Genomic DNA, 23,616 nt, shown 5'->3' on the forward strand with positions numbered 1-23,616 from the left:
ATCCGATCATGGATGCCGTATCTGAAGACCTGGAACTGCTCCCTGCAACCCGGCGTGCGCTGAGGCACCGGATCGCCGTCGCGCAGAGCGAGGGACGGGCGCCGTCGGTGGTGGCGGCCGTGGCCCGCGGCGGGGAGTTGGTCTGGGAGGGGTCCCGGACCTCTGTCGAGGGGCACGGACCCGACGGGAACGTGCAGTACCGGATCGGGTCGATCAGCAAGACCTTCACCGCTGTTCTGGTGATGCGGCTGCGCGACGAGGGCCTGCTGCAGCTCGAGGACCCGCTGGAGAAGCACCTGCCGGGGACGGCCGCCGGCGAGGTGACCGTCGCCCAACTGCTGGCACACACGAGCGGATTGGCGGCGGAAACGCCCGGCGAGTGGTGGGAGCGTACGCCCGGTGCCCTGCGCCCCGGGCTGGCCGACGTGCTGGGGGAGGAGCCGTTCCGCTTCCAGCCCGGCCGACGGCACCACTACTCCAACCCCGGCTACACGCTGCTGGGATCGCTCGTGGAGGCCGTACGCGGGAAGCCGTGGGAAGAGGTGCTCCGGGCCGAGGTCCTGGAGCCGCTGGCCCTGGACCGTACGACGGCTCGGCCGCAGGCTCCGCACGCGGGCGGCTGGGCGGTGCACCCGTGGGCCGACGTGATGATGCCCGAGCCGCTGGAGGATCTGGGGCTGATGGCCGCGGCCGGGCAACTCTGGTCCACGACGCGCGACTTGGCGCGGTTCGCGGTGTTCCTCGCCCGTGGTGACGAACGGGTGCTGAGCGCGGAGACCGTACGGGAGATGCGCACGCCGGCCTCTCCGCCGGAGCCTGGTTTCGCCGAGCTCGGCTACGGGCTCGGCGTGCAGTTGACGGACGGCGGCGGACGCAGGCTCGCCGGCCACAGCGGCTCCCTCCCGGGGTTCGTCGCAGGACTCTGGCTGAGCGAGGCGGACGACGTGGCGGCCGTGGTGCTGGCGAACTGTACGTCGGGGCTGCCCGCCGCGACGGTGGCCGCGGACCTGGTGGCGATCGTCGCGGACGCGGAGCCGCGGTTCCCGCAGCCCTGGCGGCCGTTCCGGGAGGCTGATCCGGTCGCCCTGGAGCTGTGCGGTCCCTGGTACTGGGGGCCGTCGGCGCAGGTGCTGCGGCTGAAGGCGGACGGGCTGTTGGAGCTCGCCCCGGTGGGTGCGACGGGCCGCTCGGCCCGGTTCCGGGCCGAACCCGACGGCAGTTGGACCGGGCTCTCCGGCTACTACGCGGGGGAGACGCTGCGGGCGGTCCGGCGTGAGGACGGTTCGGTGAGCCACCTCGATCTGGGCTCGTTCGTGTTCACGAGGGAGCCGTACGACGCCCAGGCCCCGGTGCCCGGCGGGGTCGACCCGCAGGGCTGGCGGGGCATCGGCTGAGCGCTTCCGGTCGACAGGCTCAGGCGACGAGTTCGCGCTCCAGCGGGGTGCGGAAGCGCGGGGTGATCCGGGCGTCGCCCACCCACCGGGCGAGGCGGGCAGCCTCGGCCGTGATCGCCTCCTCTGCGGCGCGGCCGGGGTCGGCCAGCATCCGCCAGACGATCTCGCCGTCCGCCCGCTGGGCCCAGCCGCCGACGATCTCGCCGTTCCACCAGACCGTGGGGCCGATGTTGCCGGCGTAGTCGAAAAGGGCGGGCCGGTGGGCGGGGTCGAGCTGGAAGCCCCGGCCGGCCCAGCCCATGCCGCTCGGGTCGAGTCCCGGCAGCAGCGCTGCCCAGGGCTCCGGGGCGGGTTCGGGCGCGGTGTCGCCCGGGCTGACGAGGGCGGTGCTGCCGTCGTCGAGACGGACCTGGTCGGGGCCGACGACGGCGAGGGCCTTGCGGACGTCGGTGAGGGTCCAGCCCGTCCACCACTTCAAGTCCGCCTCGGTGGCCGGGCCATAGGCGTGCAGCCAGCGGCGGGCGATCTCGGCGCGGGCCTCGGCTGCGGGCACGGGGGGCCAGGGCTCCGTGTGCACCCAGCGGAACTGGCTGGAGGTCCAGGATCCGCGCGGCCGGTCGCGGCGGATCCGGCCGTCGGCGGCCAGGAGCCGGATGACGCGGGTGGCGACGCCGGTCTCCGTCTCGTACTTCTTGCCCCGGCCGATGGTGATCTTCTCGCGCAGTGCGGGCACGGCCGCCGAGAGCTGGCTGCCGGTGCAGGGGCCGCCGGCGTCGAGGGCGTCGAGCGCGGCGGCCTCGGCCCGGGCCAGCCACTCGGCATCCAGGCCCTGGCCGTCCTCGTCGAGATGCTTGAGGAAGGTACGGCGCTCCTTGACGGCGATGCCCCGGGCGGTCGAGGCGTCCACGTACGGGGCCAGTTCCGTGGAGACGGCGAAGAGCGTATTGCGCATGCTGAGCAGCCGGACGAGGGAGACGTCCTCGTAGAGCGCCTGCTCGACAGCGGCCGGGCCGCCGCCTTCCGTGAGCCGGGCGCGGGCGGAGAGGAACACCGTCGCGGCGTCGGTGGCGTGCAGCGCCACGACGGCGTCCGCAGCCTGGGCGACCGTGGCCGCATGCGCCGAGGGAGCCAGACGGTGCCTGCGGCCGAGCCGGTGGCGACGCTCGGCGGTGGTGACGAGAGGGAGGCTGGGGCTCATCCTCCCGATCGTAGGCCGGGCCACCGACGCCGGCCCGGCCTTGCGTGCGGGCGATCAGAGGGAGAGCTTGAACCCGACGTGGGACGCGGTGAACCCGAGCCGTTCGTAGAAGCGGTGGGCGTCGGTACGGGTCACGTCCGAGGTGAGCTGGACGAGCTGGCAGTTCTCGCGGCGGGCCTGCTCGACGGCCCATTGGATGAACCGGGTGCCCAGCCCGCTGCCGCGTTCGTCGGCGTGGACGCGGACCCCTTCGATGATTGCGCGGGTGGCGCCCTTGCGGGAGAGCCCGGGGACGATCGTGAGCTGGAGCGTGCCCACGACGCGGCCCTCACGGACCGCCACGACCACGTGCTGGTGGGGGTCGCCGTCCAGGCGTTTGAACGCCTCGATGTACGGGGTGAGGTCGTCGGGGGATTCGCGGGTGGCGCCCAGGGCGTCGTCCGCGAGCATGGCGACGATGGCGGGCAGGTCCTCCTCGGTGGCGGATCGGATGGTCGGCTGGACGGGGTCGGTCATGGAGGTGTCCCTTCTCAGCCCGCTGCCACGGTGAGCGGGGCCCAGCGGCGGGTCCAGTCGCCGGGGAGGCCGGGGATGTCGCGGGTCATGACGGCGTTGAAGGCCACGGACTCGAGGCCGCGCTCCTTGAGCCACGTGAGGAGCGACTCGTGGCGTACGTCGATGTCGGTGCGCAGCGGTCGGTCGGAGGCGGCCGCGAGAGCGGTGACGAGTGCCTGGGCGCCGGCCGTGTCACGGGCGATCAGCGGGCCGATGACGTGGGTCTCCATGTTGGGCCAGATCGCCGCGTAGCCGACGAGCTCGCCCCGGCTGTCCTCGGCCACCAGCAGACGGTCCGCGAAGGCGGGAAGCCGCGTGATCATGTGGGTCCGGTCGGTACCGAAGACCTCGGTGTCCAGGCGGACGATCCGCGGGATGTCCTCGCCGGTCGCCGGCCGGACTGCCACGGAGCCCTGCCCCGGAGTCGGAGCCGCGGGGTCATGGCGGAACGTGCCCCGGAGCATTTCCGCGCGGCCCGTGGCGTCGAAGCCGAGCTCCTCGTAGAGGGGACGGCCATAGGGCGTGGCGTGCAGGGTGAGTGGGACGCCCTTGAGGAGGTCGTCGCAGATGTACGTCATGAGGCGGCGGCCCAGGCCCTGGCGGGCATAGCGCTCGGCGACGAGGACCATTCCGATGGCGGCCAGTTCCGGGCCGGCGTGGGTGTGGCCGTACGAGGTGACGACGCAGGCGGCGGCGAGCCCGTGCCCGTCGGGGGCATCGATGCCGTAGCCGCTGCCCGCGGCGAGGAGCAGCCCCCACTTGTGGTCCTCGCGCGGCCACCCGCGGTCTTCGGACAGGTCGGCGCAGGGGCGGAGGTCATCCACGGTCAGCGCACGGATCGGCAGGTCGGTGAGGTGTGGTGGTGTCACGGGCCCAGAGTGGATCATCGGATGGAGGGCGTCCAGAGGATTTGGGGAGCGTGTTTCACGTGAAACATCCGCTGTCTCTCCGGCCGCCGTGGGAAGGCTCTGGTGGAAAGAGGCGATGTTTCACGTGAAACATCGCTGCTTCTGTCCGGCCACGGCCGGGAGGTGCCCGCGGCGAAATGAACGGGCTAGCCTCGTCTGCCATGACCCTCCTGCACCTTTTCGATCTCGACGGGACGCTGATGTACGGCTCGGCAGCGCCGGTCGAGATCTCCCGACAGCTGGGCCTGAGCGCGGAGATCGCCGAGCTGGAGCGATCGTTCGGCGCACGGGAGATCGGGCCGCACGAATTCTCGGTGGCGGCACATGCGCTGTGGGCGGGGCTGACTCCCGCCCATGTCCGGGCGGCGTTCGACGGAGCTCCCTGGCTGGCGGGGATTCGCGAGGTGTGGCGGGAGATCAGGGAGCGCGGGGACTACTGCGCGGTGATCTCACTGTCCCCGTCGTTCTTCGTGGAGCTGCTGCTGGAGTGGGGCGCACATGCCGCACACGGCTCGGTTTTCCCGGAGGTGCCCTTCACCCGACCCGTGGACGCGTCCGGGATCCTGACACCCGAGGGCAAGGTCACAGTGGCGGACCGGCTCTGCGCGCAGTTCGGGGTGAGCCGGACCGACTGCGTGGCGTACGGGGATTCGTCGACCGACGCGGTCCTGTTCGAGGCCGTTTCGGTGTCGGTGGCCGTCAACGCGCGGCCGTATCTTGCGGAGCGGGCGACGTACACCTACGAGGGCCGGGACCTGCGAGAGGCGTATCAGCTGGTCGGGGTGGCGCGTCCGGAAGTCCAAGCATCTTAGGAGGAAAGTGGGTTCGAAACGCGGATTTTCCGCGTTTCCCCGCGCGTGCTTGGGGCGACTGGCAGGCTTTGAGGCCCGGAACCACGGATTCGAAGGCCGTGGCGTGCTTACCGACCGAGATGTTCGAAGCGAGGCACCGCATGGACGCTCCGCCCACCAGATCGGCCAGACGGACGGCCCGGATACCGTCCGGGGGCGGTGCGGTCGAGCCCTCCCCGGACGCGGTGCTGATCCGCCGGACCCTCGAGGAAATCGCACCGATCGCCGACAAGGTGACCTCGTACTTCTACGCCCTGGTGTTCACGGGGCACCCGGAGGTGCGGGGCATGTTCCCGGCCGCCATGGACGCACAGCGCGACCGGCTCCTGAAGGCGCTGCTGACCGCAGCCGAGCACATCGACAACCCGGACGTGCTCGTTCCCTATCTGCGCCGACTGGGCACCGGACACCGCAAGTACGGCACGGCGGCAGGGCACTATCCGGTGGTGGGTGAGGCCCTGATCGGCGCACTGGCCCGGTACGCGGAGCGCAGCTGGGGACCGGAGGCGCAGGCCGCATGGGTGCGGGCCTACACGGCGATGTCCCAGATCATGATCGACGCGGCGGCGGAGGACGAGGTGAAGACCCCTGCGTGGTGGCACGCGGAGGTGGTCTCGCATGATCTGCGCACGCCGGACATCGCGGTGCTGACGGTCCGCCCCGACCAGCCCTACTCCTTCCTGGCGGGCCAGTACACGAGCCTGGAGACCCCGTGGTGGCCCCGGGTGTGGCGGCACTACTCGTTCGCCTCGGCTCCGCGTGCCGACGGACTGCTGTCCTTCCACGTCAAGGCCGTTCCGGCAGGCTGGGTGTCCAACGCGCTGGTGCGGCACGCCCGGCCCGGCGATGTGCTGCGGCTCGGGCCGCCGGCCGGGTCGATGGTCGTCGATCACACCACCGACAACGGGATGCTGTGCCTGGGCGGCGGCACCGGCATCGCCCCGATCAAGGCGCTGATCGAGGACGTGGCGGAGCACGGTGAGCGCCGCCCGGTGGAGGTGTTCTTCGGGGCGCGCAGCGACGGCGACCTGTACGACAAGGACACCCTGCTGGGGTTGCAGCGCTCGCATCCGTGGCTGTCGGTGCGCCCCGTCGTCTGCGAGGGCCTGGCGGGGCAGCTGCCGCAGGCGGTCGGTGAGCACGGGCCCTGGAGTTCGTACGACGCGTTCATCTCGGGGCCGCCCGCGATGATCCGCAGCGGTGTGGACGAGCTCAAGCGGATCGGGATCCCCGGGGACCGGATCCGCTTCGACGCGCTCGAGGAGCTGGTGGGCGCGGCCGGTTGAGGCCCGGGCCGAAACGGCCCGGGTCGAGGTCAGCCCAAACGGGCCCGGGGCGAGGTCAGCCCAGGTCGGGGGCGTGCATGGCGCGTACTCCCTCGATGTTGCCGTCGAGGTAGTGACGCAGGGACAGCGGGACGAGATGGACGGCGGCGATGCCGACCCGGCTGAACGGCACGCGGACGATCTCGTACTCGCCTTCGGGCTCGTCGACTTCGGGTCCGTGCCGCTGGCTGGGGTCCATGGATTCGAGGTGGCAGACGAAGAAGTGCTGCACCTTCACGCCGGTCACTCCGCCGTCGGCGATGTGCTCGACGGTGTCGACGAAGCAGGGCACCACATCGGTGATCTTCGCGCCGAGTTCCTCGTGGATCTCTCGGTGGAGGGCGTCGACGACGGTGGCGTCCGAGGACTCCACTCCCCCGCCAGGGGTGAGCCAGTACGGGTCGACGCCGGGCTTGGTGCGTTTGATGAGGATCAGGTCGTCACCGTCGAGCAGGATCGCGCGGGCGGTGCGTTTGACCACGGGACGTTCGGTCATGGGAGAAGAGTGGCCCAGACGGCGGTGTCTGAAACGCGTGTCGGCGAAACGCGCCGCACGCCGGAAGCGGAGGGTCACCAGTGCGCGGCGGCGCGCAGCAGCCGGTCGTGCGCACGGGCGAGGTGGGCGAGGGCGAGGCTGCCGGCCCGTACGACGAGGAACCAGGTGCGCAGCGGCGGTACGGGCGGTTCGAGCAGGGCGACGATCTGGCCGCGGTCGAGGGCGTCCTGGCACAGGTATCGAGGCAGGACGGCGAGTCCGGCGCCGGCCCGGACGCATTCCAGCACCGCCCTGAGATCGGGGGTGACGACGGTGGCGGCATCGGGCCGGGTCCCGGGGCGGGTCTCGAAGACCGCGGCCCAGTAGCGGGCGACGAGCGGCAGGGTCTCGTGGACCTCGACGAGCGGAATGCCGTCGAGGGCGGCGGGTCCGGTCTCGCGCAGCCGGTCCGGATCGACGAGGGCGGCCCAGTAGGGCGCGGCGACCAGGACGTGCTCCTCGTCGCACAGGGCGGTCGCACTGAACAGCCCGCCGCGCGGCCGGGCGGTGGTGATGACGAGGTCGTGGTGCCCGGCGGCGAGCCCGTCGAGGGCCTCCTCGGCGCCGGTCTGCAGGACGGTGCGCAGGGTGTGGCCCTGGCCGACGAGCGGTGCGAGGGCGGGCAGGACGCGCAGGCACAGGAATTCGGGGGGACCGGCGAGGTGCAGGGTGCGCAGCGCACCGGCGGCCTCCCGCTCCGCCTCGGTGATCCGAAGCAGGGCGTCGAGGTGCGGGGCGGCCTTGTGGGCGAGTTCGTCGCCGACGGCGGTGGGGGTGACCCCGCGGGCCCTGCGGTGGAACAGCGGTCGGCCCAGCTGGCGTTCGAGCGTGCGGATCTGGGACGTGACGGCGGGCTGAGACAGCCCGAGCAGCGTGGCGGCCCGGGTGAACGAGCCCGCCCGGTGCACGGCGACGAAGGTGCGCAGCAGGGCCAGGTCCATGAAGGCCCCTCTCGGTGGGGGCCTTCAACTATAAATATGCCGATAGGCCCCTGTCGTTACCGTGATTGGACTCTGACGCTGGGTCAACTAGCCTTGAGCGCGTGGTTCTTCGCGCGCAGAACCCGGGCGGTCCGAGCCACTAGGGGGGAGGCTCGGACCGCTCCATGTCTGCACCCGTTCAGGCGCCGGCGCCCGCGGTGTCGAGGGCGCGCAGCACGTCCGCGACCAGGTCCCCGGTGTCCTCGGCCCCGGCGGACAGGCGGATGAACCCCTCCGGTACCGGGTCGCCGCCCCACCGTCCGCGCCGCTCCGCGGTGGACCGTACGCCGCCGAAGCTGGTGGCGTCCTCGACCAGGTGCAGGGCTGCCATGAAGCGTTCGGCGTGCTCGCGGTCCGGCAGGGTGAAGGAGACGACGGAACCGAAGCCCCGCATCTGCCGGGCGGCCGTTTTGTGCGACGGATCCGCGGGCAGCCCGGGGTAGCGCAGCCCGGTCACGTCCGTACGGTCGGCCAGTGCCTCGGCGACGGCCAGCGCGTTGGCCCACTGGCGCTGGGCGCGCAGCTGGATGGTGGCCAGGGAGCGGTGGGCGAGCCAGGCCTCCATCGGGCCGGGGATCGCTCCGACGATCTTGCGCCAGCGCCGGACGTCGGCCGCGAGCTGCGGGTCGCGGCAGACGACGTAGCCGAGCAGGAGGTCGCCGTGGCCGGTGAGGCCCTTGGTGCCGCTGGCGACGGAGAAGTCCGCGCCGAGTTCCAGGGGGCGCTGGCCGAGCGGGGTGGCGAGGGTGTTGTCGACGGCCACGAGGGTGCCGCCCGCGTGCGCGGCCTCGACCAGGCGTCGTACGTCGCACACGTCGAGCCCGGGGTTGGACGGGGTCTCGATCCACAGCAGCCTGGCCCCGGAGAGGACGGCGAGCTGCCCGTCGTCGCCGGTCGCGGCGGTGCGGACGTGGATCCCGTACGCCTCCAGCTGCTCGCGGACCAGCGGCAGCGCCTGGTAGCCGTCGTTGGGCAGGACGACGGTGTCCCCGGTGCGGGCCTGGGAGAGCAGGACGGCGGAGACCGCGGCCATGCCGGACGCGAAGACGATGGTGTCCACGCCGCCCTGGCCGGGGGCTTCGAGTTCCCCGATGGCCCGTTCCAGCAGGGTCCAGGTCGGATTGGTGTCGCGGCCGTAGGTGTACGGGCCCGTCACGTCGCCGGGGAGGTGGAAGTGGGCGGCGAAGACGGGGCCGGGCAAGGGCGGTTCGTTCTTGACCGGCTCGGGCAGCCCGGCGCGCACGGCACGGGTGCCGTCGCCCGGCCCGCCCGTCCGGGCGGCCCCGGCCGCTGCTGTTGCTGCCTGGTCGGCCTGGTCGGCCTGGTCGTTCACGCGGTGTGCTCCTTCACTGCCTCACGTACGGGAATCCGGCAGGCCCGCACTCGCCGCCTCGACGAGAGCGTCGAGTCCGGCTCAGTTCTTGTCGGGCAGAGCCATGTTCACGGCCCAGGAAACGACGGAGATGATCAGGCCGCCGACGAGCGCGGTCCAGAAATTGTCGACGTGGAAGCTGAGGTCGAGCTGCGTGGCAAGCCAAGAGGTCAGCAGCAGCATCAGGGCGTTCACGACGAGGGTGAACAGTCCCAGGGTGAGAACGAACAGGGGCAGCGAGAAGAACTTCACCACGGGCTTGACGATGATGTTCACCAGGCCGAAGACCAGTGCGACCAGGATCAGCGCGAGAATCCTGCGGCCAAGGGAACTGTGGTCGTCGAGCGTGATGCCGGAGAGCAGCCAGATGGCGACGGCCAGGGCTGCGGCGTTCGCGAGCGTCTTGACTACGAAATTCGTCATGTGTCTGATCGTGGCAGAGAAGATCCCGGTGGGACATCAGCAGATCAGCGGATGCCAGGGAACGCGAGAGAGCAAGGGGCACAACGAAGATGAAGGCCTTCCGGCTGGACGAGCTCGAGGCGGAGCGGCTCGCGAACGACGGCGCGTATCTGCAGTTCCTGCGCGAACGGAACATGTCGGTCGGGCTGTACGCGCTGGACGCCGGGCAGAGCGACCCACAGCTGCCGCACCGGCAGGACGAGGTGTACTTCGTCGTGAGCGGCCGTGCCTCGATCACCGTCGGGGAGGAGACGACGACGGTGGCCCGCGGCAGCGTCGTCTACGTCCCGGCCGGGGTGGTGCACAAGTTCCACCACATCAGCGAGGACCTGCGGGTACTGGTGGTGTTCTCCCCGCCGGAGGCATAGCCGGCAGGCCCCGGAGCGAGGGTCGGATCCCTGGTCCCCCTAGGGGGCGGATCAGGGGACTCCGGGGGCTCGCGGGCCCCCGGGCGCCTTCGCGGCCTCCTAGCATCGAGAGCAGGAAGTCACGGCTCAGGAAGAGGTTGAGGACATGGACGGTATCCGAGAGACATTCGCAGGCATGCCCTGGTGGGTTAAGTGGGTCGCGATCCCGCTTCTGGTGCTCTTCGTCTTCGGTGGCGTCATCACCAGCATCCTCGGTGCCCTGATCGGGTTCGCGTTCAAGCTGCTGCTCTTCGTCGGCCTCGTCGGCGGCCTGGTCTTCCTCGTGAAGAAGTTCAGCGGCAGTGGTACGAAGTCCTCGTCCGGCGACTGGTAGGCCCCGGGGTCAAGCCCGGGGATTAACCCAGGCGGGGGAACGTGAGGTGGCAAACCGCTCACACCGCGGGAATGGGCGGATAGGGTGGCAATCTGTGCCGTTCTCCTGGGTTGAAGGCCGGTAGCGCCGCCCTGACCTGCGGCAATCTCCAGTTCGAGCCGAGCGCGACCTCCAGGTACCACGGCATGTGCGGGGGCGGCCCCCGCAGGGCTGGCCCTCCCAAGGCCCGCCGCCACGCCTGGGGGTGAGCTTTGTCTTCGGTTCACAATGCCGGTGTGCCAACGCTGATCGGTTCGGTGCAGCGAGCGTTGAGACTGCTCGAAGCAGCGGGCTCCCACGGCGAGGGAGCCCCGGCGAAACAACTGGCGCGCGAGGCCGGGCTCCCGCTCCCCACCGCGTACCACCTGCTGCGCACCCTCACCCACGAGGGCTATCTGCGGCGCGAGGGCGGAGTGTTCGTTCTCGGCGCCGCTGCAGGCCGGCTCGCGGGCGGCGGACTGCAGCAGAAACGTCGCAGCATGATCCTCGACTCCCTCGCGCACTTCCGCGACGCGGTCGGGGCCCCCGTCTACTTCGCGGTGTTCCGCGACGGTGAGATCGAGCTCATGGGCGTTTCGGACACCCCGGCCAGCCCTGCCGTCGAGGAATGGGCCGATTTCCGTGCGACCGGGCACGCGCACGCCATCGGGCAGTGCCTGCTGGCCCAGCTCGACGAGGAGACGCGCAAGGACTACTACGACCGGCATCCGGTCGAGGCCGTCACCCAGTACACCGTCCGCGACCAGCGCGCCCTGGAAGACCGGATCGGGTCCCTCGGTCGCATGCAGCCGGTTACGGAGAGTCAGGAGTACGCGCTGGGCACGGTGTGTGCAGCCATCCCCATCACGGTCGGCGATACCGCCGCAACCATGGCGATTTCACTGCCTTTGCACCAGGCGGATCAATTGCTGTGTGTGGTCGATCGACTACGGAGTGAAGTAGGCGCGCTGTTGAGCACCCTCTCGTTCTCTATCAGTATCTGAAAACTCACTCCTTGTGATCTGCAAGCGCGTCCACCACCCTTGTCAAGAGGGCCCTGGGGGATCATTCCTGGCCACTTCCACTACAGCGGGGTAGTCAATGCGCGAGTCGGTACAGGCAGAGGTCATGATGAGCTTCCTCGTTTCCGAGGAGCTCTCGTTCCGGATCCCGGTGGAACTCCGGTACGACACCCGTGACCCCTACGCGGTGCGCCTGACGTTCCACCTTCCCGGAGACGCGCCCGTGACCTGGGCGTTCGGCCGGGAACTCCTCCTCGACGGCATCAACAAGCCGTGCGGTGACGGCGATGTGCACATCGCCCCCACCGACCCTGAGGAGCTGTCCGATGTCCACATCCGGCTCCAAGTCGGCTGCGACCGGGCCCTGTTCCGCGCCGGCGCCGCGCCGCTCGTGGCGTTCCTCGACCGCACCGACCGGCTTGTTCCGCTCGGTCAGGAGCGCAACCTCGGCGACTTCGAGGGCAACCTCGACGAGGCGCTGGACAGGATCCTGGCCGAGTCGCGGCAGAACGAGCAGAACGCGGGCTGACCGGACCGGACAAGCCGAGCCGCCCCGGGCCCCCGAGCCACCCGGGTCTTCTCAGCGCTTGCGCCGCCGTCCCCGGCCCCGGCGGACCGGCCCAGGGGCCGCCGCTCCGGCCGGGGATCCCGGTCGGTCGGCAGAAACCACCAGCGCGGCAAGCGCCGTTGTCACCGGGACCGAGGCCACCAGGCCGATGGACCCGACGAGTGTCCGTACGATCTCCTCCGCGACCAGCTCGCTGTTGGCCACCGAACCCATGCTGCTGTTCGCGATCGAGAACAGCAGCAGCAGGGGCAGCGCCGCGCCCGCGTAAGCCAGTACCAGGGTGTTGACCACCGATGCGATGTGGTCGCGGCCGATCCGGATGGCCGCACGGTACAGGGAGCGGGACCCCATCGCCGGGTCGGCCTGGTGGAGTTCCCAGACCGCCGAGGTCTGGGTGACCGTCACATCGTCGAGCACCCCCAGAGATCCGATGATCACGCCTGCAAGCAGCAGGCCGCTCATGTCGATGTCCGGGTAGAGCCCGTGGATCAGGCCGGTGTTGTCGTCGGTGTTGCCGCTCAGGAACGCCCAGTCGACGAACACCGAGCCCAGCAGCCCGATCAGCAGCAGCGAGACGAGCGTGCCCAGGACGGCGACGGAGGTACGGGCGCTCAGTCCGTGGCACATGTACAGCGCGATGAGCATGATGGCGCTGGCGCCGATGACGGCAACGAGCAGCGGGTTCGAGCCCTGCAGGATCGCCGGGAGGATGAAGAGCGTCAGCACGCCGAAGCTGACGACCAGCGCGACCAGCGCGAACACGCCACGCATCCGGCCGACGACGACCACCGCCACGGCGAAGAGCCCGGCCAGCACCGCCAACGGCAGCTTGCGGTTCACGTCGATCACGGAGTACTGGAGATCCCGGGGCGCGTCCGGCGCGTATGCGACGACCACCTCCTGGCCGTTCTCCAACTGCCGTGGAGCGCCCGGCTGGACGATCTCGAAGAAGGTGCGGCCCTTGTCGGATCCGGTGCCGACCTCGATGGTGGCCTTCTTGCACTCGCCGGTCTGCGCGGCCTGGGCCTCGCGGCCCTCCGGGGTGGAGACGTTGCCGGTGGGCGGCACCTGCGAGGCGTTCACGGATTTGCAGTCGACCTGTTCGAGCGCGACGACCCGGCCCTGCTGGGTCTGCCGGTCGAACCCCACCCCGGAGCGCTCGTGGGCGGGAGCGCCGCCCGGCCAGAGCACCACCATGCCGGCGAAGACGGCGACGGCGAAGGGGATCAGTACGGCCGCGATGACCTTGCGCAGGTGCTTCGAGACGGGCGCCGCCGGCCCGTGGCTGTGGGAATGACCATGGGAGTGGCCCTCGGAAGGGCCGTGGTCGTGCCCGGCGGCCGCGTGGGCGTGGTCGGTGTGACCCGTGGGCTCGGGGTGCTTGGGGGGAGTCTGCGGCGAGGACGTCACCGGCAGATCATCGCAAGAGTTGAGGGGGCCCACTGTTCAGCACGCCACAGATGACGCTAGCGTGGGGGCACCTTTGCACAACGCGGGAGCTCGGAGCACCGGGCTGAGAGGGCGCTGATCACCGTACGCGCAGTACACATGCGTACGGGAAGAGGCTGCGTCGACCGCCGAACCTGTTACCGGGTAATGCCGGCGTAGGGAGATCAGGTCTCATGACCATTCAGGACGCACGCACGCCTGCCGTCAGCCAGGACGCCGACGGCCAGACCGAGCGCCAGCCGGGCTGGCACAAGGGCTACGTGGCGGGCTCCCGGCCCGACATCCGGGTGCCGGTCCGCCAGGTCCACCTCACCAACGGCAAGGACGTGACGCTCTACGACACGTCGGGGCCGTACACCGACCCGCAGATCGAGACCGACGTGCGGCGCGGCCTGCCGCCGCTGCGCGAGAACTGGATCATCAGCCGCGGCGACACCGAGGAGTACGCGGGCCGTCCCGTGCGCCCCGAGGACGACGGCATCAAGCACACCTCGCCGCGCGGTGGCCTGAAGAACCTCGACGCGGTCTTCCCGGGCCGCCCCCGCCAGCCCCGCCGGGGCCGTGGCGGCGCTGCCGTCACGCAGCTCGCGTACGCCCGCCGCGGTGAGATCACCCCGGAGATGGAGTACGTCGCGATCCGCGAGAACGTCTCCCCCGAGGTCGTCCGCGAGGAGATCGCCGCAGGTCGCGCGGTGCTTCCCGCGAACGTGAACCACCCGGAGATCGAGCCGATGATCATCGGCAAGCGGTTCCTGGTGAAGGTCAACGCCAACATCGGCAACTCCGCTGTCACCTCCTCCATCGAGGAGGAGGTCGACAAGATGACCTGGGCGACCAAGTGGGGCGCCGACACGGTCATGGACCTCTCGACCGGCCGCAACATCCACACCACCCGCGAGTGGGTGCTGCGCAACTCCCCCGTGCCGATCGGCACCGTGCCGCTGTACCAGGCGCTCGAGAAGGTCGACGGCCGCGCCGAGGACCTGACCTGGGAGATCTACAAGGACACGGTCATCGAGCAGGCCGAGCAGGGCGTCGACTACATGACGGTCCACGCCGGCGTGCTGCTGCCCTACGTGCCCCTGACCGCCCGCCGCAAGACCGGCATCGTCTCGCGCGGCGGCTCCATCATGGCCGCGTGGTGCCTGGCGCACCACAAGGAGAACTTCCTCTACACGAACTTCGAGGAGCTCTGCGAGATCCTCGCGACGTACGACGTCACGTACTCGCTGGGCGACGGCCTGCGCCCCGGCTCCATCGCGGACGCCAACGACGCGGCGCAGTTCGCGGAGCTGAAGACGCTGGGCGAGCTGAACACGATCGCCAAGCGGCACAACGTGCAGACCATGATCGAGGGCCCGGGCCACGTCCCGATGCACAAGATCAAGGAGAACATCGACCTCCAGCAGGAGATCTGCGAGGAGGCGCCGTTCTACACGCTCGGCCCGCTGACCACGGACGTCGCCCCGGCGTACGACCACATCACCTCGGGCATCGGCGCCGCGATGATCGCCTGGTGGGGCACCGCGATGCTCTGCTACGTCACGCCGAAGGAGCACCTGGGCCTGCCCAACCGTGACGACGTGAAGACCGGCGTCATCACGTACAAGATCGCCGCCCACGCGGCGGACCTGGCCAAGGGCCACCCGGGCGCCCAGGAGTGGGACGACGCCCTGTCGGACGCGCGGTTCGAGTTCCGCTGGGAGGACCAGTTCAACCTGGCCCTCGACCCGGACACGGCCCGTGAGTTCCACGACGAGACGCTCCCCGCCGAGCCGGCCAAGACCGCGCACTTCTGCTCCATGTGCGGTCCGAAGTTCTGCTCGATGAAGATCTCCCAGGACATCCGCCGTGAGCACGGCGGAGACCTGAAGGCCGATGAGATCGAGGCGGGCATGGCGGAGAAGTCCGCCGAGTTCGCGGCGAGCGGCAACCGGGTCTACCTCCCGCTGGCGGACTGACCCGACCGCCGTGGTGGCGCTGCTCCGGGGAGGAGGAGGGGACTCCCCAGAGCAGCGTCCCCGGAACGGAATTGCTTGCGCTGGAGTGCACTCCAACTCCTACAGTGCGGCCCCATGACCATGAGATATCGCAGTCTGGGCGGGACCGGCATAGAGGTCAGCGCGCACTGCCTCGGCACGATGATGTTCGGATCGGTGGGGAACCCGGACCACGACGAGTGCGCCCGGATCATCCATGCCGCGCTCGATCAGGGCATCAACTTCGTCGACACCGCGGACATGTACTCCGCAGGGGAGTCCGAGGAGATCGTCGGCAAGGCGCTGAAGGGGCGGCGCGATGACGTCGTGCTCGCCACCAAGGTCCACTTTCAGATGGGGGAGGGACGCAACCGCAGAGGGAACTCGCGGCGGTGGATCGTGCAGGCCGTCGAGGACAGTTTGCGGCGGCTGGACACCGATTGGATCGACCTCTACCAGGTGCACCGGCCCGACCACTCGACGGACGTCGAGGAGACCCTCTCGGTCCTCGGAGACCTGGTGCGGGCGGGCAAGATCCGTGCCTTCGGCTGCTCCACCTTCCCCGCCGAGGAGATCGTCGAGGCGCATCACGTCGCCGAGCGGCGGGCTCTTCCGCGGTTCCGGACGGAGCAGCCCCCGTACTCGATCCTCGCGCGCGGGGTGGAAGCCTCCGTCCTGCCGGTCGCCCGGCGGTACGGGATGGGCGTACTGACCTGGAGTCCGCTCGCCTCCGGCTTCCTGTCCGGAAAGTACCGGCTCGGCGGGCCCGTCGACATGAGCTCGGGGAGGGCGGCGCTGACGCCGGCGCGCTTCGACCCGGCGATCCCCGGCAACGTGGCGAAGCTGGAGGCCGTGGAACAGCTCCTCGAGCTCGCCGACGGCATCGGCTGCACGCTGCCCGAGCTGGCGGTCGCCTTCCCGGTCGCGCATCCCGCAGTCACCTCGGTGATCATCGGCCCGCGGACCATGGACCAGCTGAACTCGCTGGTCAAGGGTGCCGGACTGGTCCTCGACGACGCGGCACTCGACCGGATCGACGAGATCGTGCCGCCGGGGACGAACCTCTACCACCCGGACGGCGTGTGGCGCCCGACGGCTTTGACCGACACCGCGCAGCGGCGGCGCGCCCCGGGGGACCGGTCGGCGGGCCAGTAGCCGTACAGCGCGATGTTTCACGTGAAACAGGGACGGACTGCCCACCTGGGCCGTCAGGACGTCTCGGTCTCCGGGCCGCCGAAGTCGGGGCCGGTGAAGTCCGGAGGCGAGTAGCCGGGCCGGGGTCCCTGTGAAGCGGATCCCGGGCTGGTGAAGTCGGGCCGGGAGTATCCCAAGTTGGGGATGCGCCCGGCCTTCGGCGTGCGGGGGGCCGGATACACGGGCCCCGCGCTCGGATCGGCCAGCGCGTCCCGCAGGAACGGCAGGATGCCCCGCTCCAGCAGGGCGTGCCGCCAGGCCTCGCGGGCCTGCGCAAGCTCGTCGGGTATCGCACCGTCCTCGGCCACGACCTCCGTCGCGCGGTTGCGGACGGCCGTCACCAGCAGCCCGATCACCGCGAACAGCAGCGAGACCACGGTCAGTGCGCCGAAGAGCCAACCCGCCGTCAGCATCGTGTCGGCGAAGGCGGGTTCGGGCTCGATCGCCTTCAGGGTGTACCCCACCAGCAGGAAGATCAGCATCGCGGTGCCCGCCAGGACCGGCGCGAGCACCGCGACCACGGCGCTGACCCCGGCGCCGTCGTCGCCCTCGTCCTGCCCGGCACTCCTGTCCGCACCCGCCGATCCGGGGGTGGACAGGGCCTCGTCGCGCCGTTCGCCGCGGAGTTTCACGTAGTGGTCGTACTCGGCCGCGGCCGCGGCCGTCAGCAGCGCGCTGGCCCCGACGGCCATCGTGCGCAGTTGTTCGGCGTTCAGCCGTTCGCCGAGCGCGGCGAGCTCGGGCCGTTCGTGTGCGGTACGCAGCGCCTCGTCGAGGAGCCGATCGAACTCGGGTCGGTCTTCGGTCAGCAGGTGCGGAGCGCTGTTCATGTGCATCCCCCGATGCTCCGTGGGGACCGGTTTGCCCGCGTAGACCCGGGCGCCGGCACAAACGGAGGAGAGCCTGCTACGGATAGGGCGATGGTAGAGCGCCCATGCCACGCCGTGACAGGGGCTTTCCTGAAATTACCCCCCTTCTGATAACCCTCAGTCGCTCAGCGGGAGTTGCACGACCAGCAGTTTGCCCGCCATCGTGACCCCGCCGTCCATGGCGATCGCGAGTCCGTCCGCATACACGTGCGGTCCGGTCACGGCCTCCGGGCCGCGGGACTCGTCGCCGTCCTCGGTGCCCACCTCGCCCAGCAGGTACGGGATCGGGCTGTGCCCGTGCACGACCCGGCCGCCGCCGTAGGTGTCGAGGAGGTCGCGTACGGCCTGGGGGCCGGTCTCCTCGTCGCGGAAGGCGAACCGCTTGGTGAACTTGCGGAAGAGGTCCCAGGTGATGTCGGCGTCGTTGCGGTTGAGCAGCTCGTGGATGGTGTCGTTGACGTCCTCGATGGAGTCGCCGTAGTCGAGGTACGCGGTGGTGTCGGAGTGCAGCAGCAGGTGCCCGTCCTCCAGCACGGCCGCGTCCAGCCGTGACATCCACTGCAGGTGCACGTCCTCCAGGCGCTCCATGTCGGTGCGCTGGCCGCCGTTGAGGAGCCAGGCGGCCTGGAAGGTGGCGGTGCCGGCGCCCGAGGCGACGGGGGTGTCGCCGAACCGCTTGGCGCCGATGAGGAGCAGTTCGTGGTTGCCCATGAGCGCCTTGCAGTAGCCGCCGGATGCGGCGGCCTCGGCGGAGAGGCGCATCACGAGGTCGATGACGCCGATCCCGTCGGGCCCGCGGTCGGTGAAGTCGCCGAGGAACCAGATGCGTGCGTTGCCGGCAGACCAGCGGCGCTCGGCGTCGATGAGGCCCTGCGCCTGGAGTTCGGTGACGAGCTCGTCCAGGTAGCCGTGGACGTCGCCGACGACGTACAGCGGCCCGGGGCCCGCGGCCGGGGACTCCTGGGGAACGTACACGACCTGGACGGTGTCACCCGGTCCGCCGCGGCCGATGATCGGCAGATCGCGGTGCGTGGGGGTGTAGCCCTCGTCGAGGTCGTCCTCGTCGGCCGGAACGCCCGCGGCGGGCGCCTGGCCCAGGGGCGGCGCCGGGGGCACGGGTGCGCCCTCCCCGTAGTACGCGGGGTACTCGCCGTACACGGGGGCTTCGTCGGGAAGCCCGCCGGCCACGCCGTACGGGGCGGGCTCGGTGACCGGAACTCGGAAGTCCCGCAGCGTCTCCGTCCGCATCGCGGGTCCCTGACCGGCCCCCTGAGTCATCGACCCCTCCACCACCGTCGCGCTGCCGTACACCTGCGGACCCTCCTGACCTCCGGGGCGGAGGGTCCGTGATGTCGTGCGCCCATCATAGGAATGCGGCTCGCGCTCTGTGACGCACCAGGGGTGGTGAATCCTGGGCGGAACCAATAGTTCCTGCCGCTTTCTCCCGAAATGGGTGTTGCTGAAATCCTCGGCGGGGCCGTCAGCCCCGCCGGTTTCGCGGTGTGGCGGTCAGTCCTTGGCCGGTGACCGGGGCGGACTGACGGTCGTACGGGGCTGCCTGCGCTGCGAGGAGGTGCGGACGATCAGCTCGGTCGGGACGACCTGTTCGACCGGGCGCCCGGTGCCGACCCCCTCGATGGCGTCGATGAGCAGCTGCACGACGGCGGTGCCGATCCGGCGCGGTTTGAGGGAGAGGGTGGTGATGGGCGGTTCGGTGTTGGCGTACACGGTGGACTCGCTGCAGCAGACGAGCAGCAGGTCCTCGGGGACGCGCAGGCCGTAGCGCCGGGCGGCGGCGAGCAGGTCGGTCCCGTTGGGGTCGAACAGCCCGTAGACGGCGTCGGGCCGGTCGGGCCGGGCGAGCAGCCGGTCCGCGGCGACGGCGCCCGCGCACGGGTCGTGGGCGGGGTAGGACTCGTAGACGGGGTCCTGGCCGACGCGCTCGCACCAACTGAGGTAGGCGGTGGTGGAGAGCCGGGTGTAGGTGTCGGTGGTGGTGCCGGTCAGCAGCCCGATACGGCGGGCTCCGGCGGCGGCGAGGTGGTCGAGCAGGTTGAGTACGGCGGCCTCGTGGTCGTTGTCGACCCAGGCGGTGACGGGGAGGGAGCCGGCCGGACGGCCGTCGGAGACGACTGGGAGGCCTTGGCGGACCAGTTCGGTGACGACGGGGTCGTGGTCGGAGGGGTCGATGACGACGGTGCCGTCGAGGGCCACGTTGGACCACACGTCGTGTCGGGAGGTGGCGGGGAGGATGACGAGGGCGTAGCCGCGGGCGAGCGCGGCGGAAGTGGCGGCCCTGGCCATCTCGGCGAAGTAGGCGAATTCGGTGAAGGTGAAAGGTTCATCCCCGTACGTCGTCACGGTCAGACCGATGAGGCCCGACTTGCCGGTACGGAGGGTGCGGGCCGCGGCGGAGGGGCGGTAGCCCAGCCGGTCGGCGACCTCGCGAACGTGGCGGCGGGTGGCGTCCGGCAGCCGCCCCTTGCCATTGAGCGCGTCGGAGACGGTTGTGATCGAGACGCCCGCTGCGGCGGCCACGTCCCTGATGCCGGCCCGGCCCTGTCGGCCGGCGGCCCGCCGGGTGGTCTCGGTCCGGCTCACCTGATGCTTCCCTGCTGCTGTCATGGCGAGCCGATAGTAGGGCTCGGCGGGGTGGGTGGTCCGGGTGCATATGCACGCGTTGACAGGAACGATTCTGCATGGTTCGCCACCCCCAATGACCTTGGAATTAAAGGCATTTGAGCGCGGAGAGTGAGCGGGGCGTTTGTCGTCGGGTACGGGCATGCCAAAGCGGTGTGGTCTCGGGCCGGTCTCAACTCACCTGTACGAGGGATGCGCGCCACGGCGTGGGCCACCGGCGTGTGCATATATGCGTGCGCTCCCCCGCAATCCCGGCGCCGCCATTTTCGGAAGAGCGGAATCCTCATAAGGTGAGCAGTATTGAGTCGACGGCGACGTCGTACGGGACGGTCGAGGAGGACCTGCGGTGAGCGAGAAGAGCCCGAAGCTGCGCGCCGAGCTGGACGGCATTCCCACCTACAAGCCCGGGAAGCCCGCTGCCGCGGGCGGGCCCGTCGCGTACAAGCTGTCCTCGAACGAGAACCCGTACCCGCCGCTGTCCGGGGTGCTGGAGACCGCGGTCGCAGCCGCAGGACAGTTCAACCGCTACCCCGACCTGGCCTGCACGGCCCTGGTGAACGAGCTCGCCGAGCGGTTCGGGGTGCCGGTCGAGCACATCGCCACCGGTACGGGGTCCGTGGGCGTGGCCCAGCAGCTGGTCCAGTCGACGGCCGGCCCGGGCGACGAGGTCATCTACGCCTGGCGGTCCTTCGAGGCCTACCCGATCGTCACGCAGATCTCGGGTGCCACGGCCGTGCAGGTCCCGCTGACGGACGGGGACGTGCACGACCTCGACGCGATGTTCGACGCGATCACCGAGCGGACCCGGCTGATCTTCGTCTGCAACCCCAACAACCCCACCGGCACCGCCGTGCGCCGTGACGAGCTGGTGCGGTTCCTGGACCGGGTGCCCTCGGACATCCTGGTGGTGCTGGACGAGGCCTACCACGAGTTCGTCCGCGACGTCGAGGTGCCGGACGGCATCGAGCTCTACCGGAGCCGCCCGAACGTCTGCGTGCTGCGTACGTTCTCCAAGGCGTACGGGCTGGCCGGCCTGCGCGTCGGCTTCGCTGTGGCGCACGAGCCGGTGGCGGCGGCGCTGCGCAAGACGGCGGTGCCCTTCGGTGTCAGCCAGCTCGCCCAGGACGCGGCGGTCGCCTCGCTGCGTGCCGAGGACGAGCTGATGGGCCGGGTCGGGGCGCTGGTGGGAGAGCGTGCGCGGGTCTACAAGACGCTGCTCGGCCAGGGCTGGACCGTGGTGCCGGAGACGCAGGCGAACTTCGTGTGGATGCGCCTGGGGGAGCGGACCGCCGAGTTCGCGGCGGCCTGCGAGAAGGCCGGTGTGGTGGTCCGGCCCTTCGCGGGCGAGGGCCTGCGGGTCACGATCGGTGAGCCCGAGGCGAACGACATCTTCCTGCACACGGCGGAGGCGTTCTTCAAGGAGCTGTAGCCCTCAGGGGCTCCGCGGGTTCGCAGGCGCCACGCCGGTTCGCAGGGGCTACGCGAGTTCCACGCGGATCGGGTCGCCGTCGCGGACGGTGGACAGCAGGCGGGGGTCGCCCTCGAACGAGCCGAGCACGTTGCACGGGCTCGCCAGGCGGCTCTCGCCTCCGCGCGAGATGGGCGTGGGGCCGTAGGGGAGCGCGAGGGCGTCGCCCTCGGTCCAGAACGCGACCGTGCCCGGGTCGACGACCTGCCGGGCGTCGTGCTCGAGCGCCACGGAGACGCCGGTGTCGAAGTAGACCTCCTCGCCCCAGGTGTGGGCGGACGCGGAGATCGGAAGGGCCTCGGCCAGCGCCTTGCTGGTCGGGGTCTCGTCAAGGGTTGCCGTGAGCTGGCCTGCGGGCCAGGAGATACGAATCCTCATGAGCGGCATTCAACAATCTGTTGAAAGTGTTGGCTAGAGGGGACCCCCCTGAAAGGCGCCGGAAGCGGTACGACATAATGCTTGTGAATGTGAACGCGTTCACAAGCGTGCCTGCTTCATCCCGTATTGGGTAGGGCATGCCACGCAAACTGCGGCAGTGACCACGGCGCACCGAAGGAGACGACGACGTGGACGTAGCTTTGGCGCCAGAGACGTTGGCGCGCTGGCAGTTCGGCATCACCACCGTCTATCACTTCCTCTTCGTCCCGCTGACGATCTCTCTCGCGGCGCTCACGGCAGGTCTCCAGACCGCCTGGGTGCGCTCGGGGAAAGAGAAGTACCTCAGAGCCACGAAGTTCTGGGGCAAGCTTTTCTTGATCAATATCGCCATGGGTGTCGTCACGGGCATCGTGCAGGAGTTCCAGTTCGGCATGAACTGGTCCGACTACTCGCGCTTCGTCGGTGACATCTTCGGGGCCCCGCTGGCCTTCGAGGCGCTCATCGCCTTCTTCTTCGAGTCGACCTTCATCGGCCTGTGGATCTTCGGCTGGGACAAACTCCCGAAGAAGATCCATCTGGCCTGCATCTGGATGGTCTCGATCGGCACCATCCTCTCCGCGTACTTCATCCTCGCGGCCAATTCCTGGATGCAGCACCCGGTCGGCTACCGGATCAACGAAGAGCGGGGCCGGGCCGAACTCACCGACTTCTGGCTCGTCCTCACCCAGAACACCGCGCTGACCCAGTTCTTCCACACCATCACGGCGGCCTTCCTGGTCGGCGGCGCCTTCATGGTCGGCATCTCCGCCTTCCACCTGGCCCGCAAGAAGCACGTCCCCGTGATGCGGACCTCCCTGCGGCTCGGCCTGGTCACCCTGATCATCGCCGGCATGGGCACCGCCATCAGCGGTGACCTGCTCGGCAAGGTGATGTTCAAGCAGCAGCCGATGAAGATGGCCGCCGCAGAGGCCCTCTGGGACGGCGAGGCGCCCGCGCCCTTCTCCGTCTTCGCCTACGGAGACGTCGAGAAGGGCCACAACAAGGTCGCCATAGAGATCCCGGGCCTGCTGTCCTTCCTGGCCAATGACGACTTCACCTCCTTCGTCCCCGGCATCAACGACGTCAACAAAGCCGAACAGGAGAAGTTCGGGCCCGGCGACTACCGGCCCAACATCCCGGTCGCGTACTGGGGCTTCCGCTGGATGATCGGCTTCGGCATGGCCTCCCTCGGCATCGGAGTGCTGGGGCTCTGGCTCACCCGGAAGAGGTTCATGCTGCCGCCGGGCCTGCGCACCGGCGAGGACGAGGTCCCGCACCTGGTCCTCTTCAAGAAGGCACTGAGCCCCCGGTTCACCACCTGGTACTGGATCGTCGCCCTCTGGACCATGGGCTTCCCGCTCATCGCCAACTCCTGGGGATGGATCTTCACCGAGATGGGCCGCCAGCCCTGGGTGGTCTACGGAGTCCTGCGCACCCGCGATGCGGTCTCGCCCCACGTCTCCCAGGGCGAGGTGCTCACCTCGATGATCGGCTTCACGCTCCTGTACGCCGTGCTCGCGGTGATCGAGGTCAGGCTGCTGGTGAAGTACGTCAAGCTCGGGCCGCCCGAGCTCACCGAGGCCGACCTGAACCCGCCCACCAAGATCGGCGGGGACGACAAGAACCCCGACCGGCCGATGGCCTTCTCGTACTGAGGCTGAGGGGACCACA

Annotated in this window: 23 protein-coding genes and 1 riboswitch; of the genes, 11 read left to right on the top strand and 12 right to left on the bottom strand. The window is 70.1% G+C overall.

Annotated elements, in window-relative coordinates; translation table 11 throughout:
- The first annotated feature begins 8 nt into the window (after positions 1–8).
- Positions 9–1,394, top strand: a complete 1,386-nt coding sequence (locus AB5J51_RS20745; RefSeq protein ID WP_369778269.1) for a serine hydrolase domain-containing protein — start codon at positions 9–11, stop codon at positions 1,392–1,394.
- A gap of 19 nt (positions 1,395–1,413) precedes the next feature.
- Here AB5J51_RS20745 and AB5J51_RS20750 read toward each other — a convergent pair whose 3' ends face one another.
- The 3 genes from AB5J51_RS20750 to AB5J51_RS20760 are packed head-to-tail and all read right to left on the bottom strand — an operon-like array spanning position 1,414 to position 4,016.
- Positions 1,414–2,592 (bottom strand): winged helix DNA-binding domain-containing protein, encoded by a 1,179-nt coding sequence (locus AB5J51_RS20750; RefSeq protein WP_369778271.1) that lies wholly within the window; start codon positions 2,590–2,592, stop codon positions 1,414–1,416.
- Between the two features lie 54 nt (positions 2,593–2,646).
- A complete protein-coding gene (locus AB5J51_RS20755; RefSeq protein WP_369778272.1) occupies positions 2,647–3,108 on the bottom strand; it encodes an N-acetyltransferase family protein in 462 nt (153 codons plus the stop codon).
- Between the two features lie 14 nt (positions 3,109–3,122).
- Positions 3,123–4,016: a GNAT family N-acetyltransferase gene (locus AB5J51_RS20760; protein WP_136224999.1), complete on the bottom strand. Its 894-nt coding sequence runs from the start codon at positions 4,014–4,016 to the stop codon at positions 3,123–3,125.
- A gap of 200 nt (positions 4,017–4,216) precedes the next feature.
- Here AB5J51_RS20760 and AB5J51_RS20765 point away from each other — a divergent pair, with 200 nt between their 5' ends.
- Together AB5J51_RS20765 and AB5J51_RS20770 are read left to right on the top strand one after the other, a co-directional pair.
- The gene (locus AB5J51_RS20765; RefSeq protein ID WP_133897505.1) at positions 4,217–4,867 is read left to right on the top strand and encodes an HAD family phosphatase; all 651 of its coding nucleotides are present in this window, start codon (positions 4,217–4,219) and stop codon (positions 4,865–4,867) included.
- Positions 4,861–6,192, top strand: a complete 1,332-nt coding sequence (locus AB5J51_RS20770; protein ID WP_369780284.1) for a globin domain-containing protein — start codon at positions 4,861–4,863, stop codon at positions 6,190–6,192. Before AB5J51_RS20765 ends, AB5J51_RS20770 begins: the two co-directional genes overlap by 7 nt.
- 55 nt (positions 6,193–6,247) lie before the next feature.
- On the opposite strand, the gene AB5J51_RS20775 is transcribed toward AB5J51_RS20770, so the two are convergent.
- The 4 genes from AB5J51_RS20775 to AB5J51_RS20790 all read right to left on the bottom strand — a co-directional run bounded on the left by AB5J51_RS20775 (position 6,248) and on the right by AB5J51_RS20790 (position 9,541).
- Complete coding sequence (locus AB5J51_RS20775) at positions 6,248–6,727, bottom strand: NUDIX domain-containing protein (RefSeq protein WP_053785465.1); 480 nt, start codon at positions 6,725–6,727, stop codon at positions 6,248–6,250.
- A 74-nt stretch (positions 6,728–6,801) separates the two neighbouring features.
- Positions 6,802–7,707, bottom strand: coding sequence for a LysR family transcriptional regulator (locus AB5J51_RS20780; RefSeq protein ID WP_369778274.1), 906 nt, complete (start codon positions 7,705–7,707; stop codon positions 6,802–6,804).
- A gap of 178 nt (positions 7,708–7,885) precedes the next feature.
- Positions 7,886–9,079, bottom strand: coding sequence for a cystathionine gamma-lyase (locus tag AB5J51_RS20785; RefSeq protein ID WP_369778275.1), 1,194 nt, complete (start codon positions 9,077–9,079; stop codon positions 7,886–7,888).
- 81 nt (positions 9,080–9,160) lie between these two features.
- Positions 9,161–9,541 carry a phage holin family protein gene (locus AB5J51_RS20790; RefSeq protein ID WP_053785462.1) on the bottom strand — a complete coding sequence of 127 codons (381 nt, stop codon included), beginning with the start codon at positions 9,539–9,541 and terminating at the stop codon, positions 9,161–9,163.
- Positions 9,542–9,630: 89 nt separating this feature from the next.
- On the opposite strand from AB5J51_RS20790, the gene AB5J51_RS20795 reads away from it, so the two are divergent.
- The 4 genes from AB5J51_RS20795 to AB5J51_RS20810 all read left to right on the top strand — a co-directional run bounded on the left by AB5J51_RS20795 (position 9,631) and on the right by AB5J51_RS20810 (position 11,890).
- Positions 9,631–9,948, top strand: coding sequence for a cupin domain-containing protein (locus AB5J51_RS20795; RefSeq protein WP_053785461.1), 318 nt, complete (start codon positions 9,631–9,633; stop codon positions 9,946–9,948).
- A 145-nt stretch (positions 9,949–10,093) separates the two neighbouring features.
- Positions 10,094–10,321, top strand: coding sequence for a DUF5326 family protein (locus AB5J51_RS20800; RefSeq protein ID WP_199827984.1), 228 nt, complete (start codon positions 10,094–10,096; stop codon positions 10,319–10,321).
- 284 nt (positions 10,322–10,605) lie between these two features.
- Complete coding sequence (locus AB5J51_RS20805; protein WP_078987196.1) at positions 10,606–11,343, top strand: IclR family transcriptional regulator; 738 nt, start codon at positions 10,606–10,608, stop codon at positions 11,341–11,343.
- 97 nt (positions 11,344–11,440) lie between these two features.
- Positions 11,441–11,890 (top strand): SsgA family sporulation/cell division regulator, encoded by a 450-nt coding sequence (locus tag AB5J51_RS20810; protein WP_030292568.1) that lies wholly within the window; start codon positions 11,441–11,443, stop codon positions 11,888–11,890.
- A 51-nt stretch (positions 11,891–11,941) separates the two neighbouring features.
- Here the strand turns inward: AB5J51_RS20810 and AB5J51_RS20815 are convergent, their stop codons facing one another.
- Positions 11,942–13,339, bottom strand: coding sequence for a YibE/F family protein (locus tag AB5J51_RS20815; protein ID WP_369778277.1), 1,398 nt, complete (start codon positions 13,337–13,339; stop codon positions 11,942–11,944).
- 72 nt (positions 13,340–13,411) lie between these two features.
- Positions 13,412–13,557: riboswitch (TPP riboswitch) on the top strand.
- Here AB5J51_RS20815 and thiC point away from each other — a divergent pair.
- Both thiC and AB5J51_RS20825 read left to right on the top strand, forming a co-directional pair.
- Complete coding sequence (thiC, locus tag AB5J51_RS20820) at positions 13,552–15,339, top strand: phosphomethylpyrimidine synthase ThiC (RefSeq protein WP_053785457.1); 1,788 nt, start codon at positions 13,552–13,554, stop codon at positions 15,337–15,339. (Overlaps the previous riboswitch by 6 nt.)
- Before the next feature lie 120 nt (positions 15,340–15,459).
- Positions 15,460–16,512: an aldo/keto reductase gene (locus AB5J51_RS20825; protein ID WP_369780285.1), complete on the top strand. Its 1,053-nt coding sequence runs from the start codon at positions 15,460–15,462 to the stop codon at positions 16,510–16,512.
- Between the two features lie 53 nt (positions 16,513–16,565).
- On the opposite strand, the gene AB5J51_RS20830 is transcribed toward AB5J51_RS20825, so the two are convergent.
- The 3 genes from AB5J51_RS20830 to AB5J51_RS20840 form a co-directional block, all read right to left on the bottom strand.
- Complete coding sequence (locus tag AB5J51_RS20830) at positions 16,566–17,387, bottom strand: hypothetical protein (RefSeq protein ID WP_369778280.1); 822 nt, start codon at positions 17,385–17,387, stop codon at positions 16,566–16,568.
- A 150-nt stretch (positions 17,388–17,537) separates the two neighbouring features.
- Positions 17,538–18,713, bottom strand: a complete 1,176-nt coding sequence (locus tag AB5J51_RS20835) for a metallophosphoesterase (protein WP_369780286.1) — start codon at positions 18,711–18,713, stop codon at positions 17,538–17,540.
- Positions 18,714–18,929: 216 nt separating this feature from the next.
- On the bottom strand, positions 18,930–20,045 hold the full coding sequence (locus AB5J51_RS20840) for a LacI family DNA-binding transcriptional regulator (protein ID WP_053785455.1): 1,116 nt from the start codon (positions 20,043–20,045) through the stop codon (positions 18,930–18,932).
- A 361-nt stretch (positions 20,046–20,406) separates the two neighbouring features.
- Between AB5J51_RS20840 and hisC the strand changes: the two genes are divergently transcribed.
- Positions 20,407–21,489, top strand: a complete 1,083-nt coding sequence (gene hisC / locus AB5J51_RS20845) for a histidinol-phosphate transaminase (protein ID WP_053785454.1) — start codon at positions 20,407–20,409, stop codon at positions 21,487–21,489.
- A gap of 48 nt (positions 21,490–21,537) precedes the next feature.
- Here the strand turns inward: hisC and AB5J51_RS20850 are convergent, their stop codons facing one another.
- The gene (locus AB5J51_RS20850) at positions 21,538–21,906 is read right to left on the bottom strand and encodes a cyclophilin-like fold protein (protein ID WP_053785453.1); all 369 of its coding nucleotides are present in this window, start codon (positions 21,904–21,906) and stop codon (positions 21,538–21,540) included.
- 188 nt (positions 21,907–22,094) lie between these two features.
- Between AB5J51_RS20850 and AB5J51_RS20855 the strand changes: the two genes are divergently transcribed.
- On the top strand, positions 22,095–23,600 hold the full coding sequence (locus AB5J51_RS20855; RefSeq protein WP_369778282.1) for a cytochrome ubiquinol oxidase subunit I: 1,506 nt from the start codon (positions 22,095–22,097) through the stop codon (positions 23,598–23,600).
- Positions 23,601–23,616: the final 16 nt, after the last annotated feature.

Origin of the sequence: Streptomyces sp. R33 (genome assembly GCF_041200175.1) — a bacterium.
GTDB classification, from domain to species: domain Bacteria; phylum Actinomycetota; class Actinomycetes; order Streptomycetales; family Streptomycetaceae; genus Streptomyces; species Streptomyces katrae_B.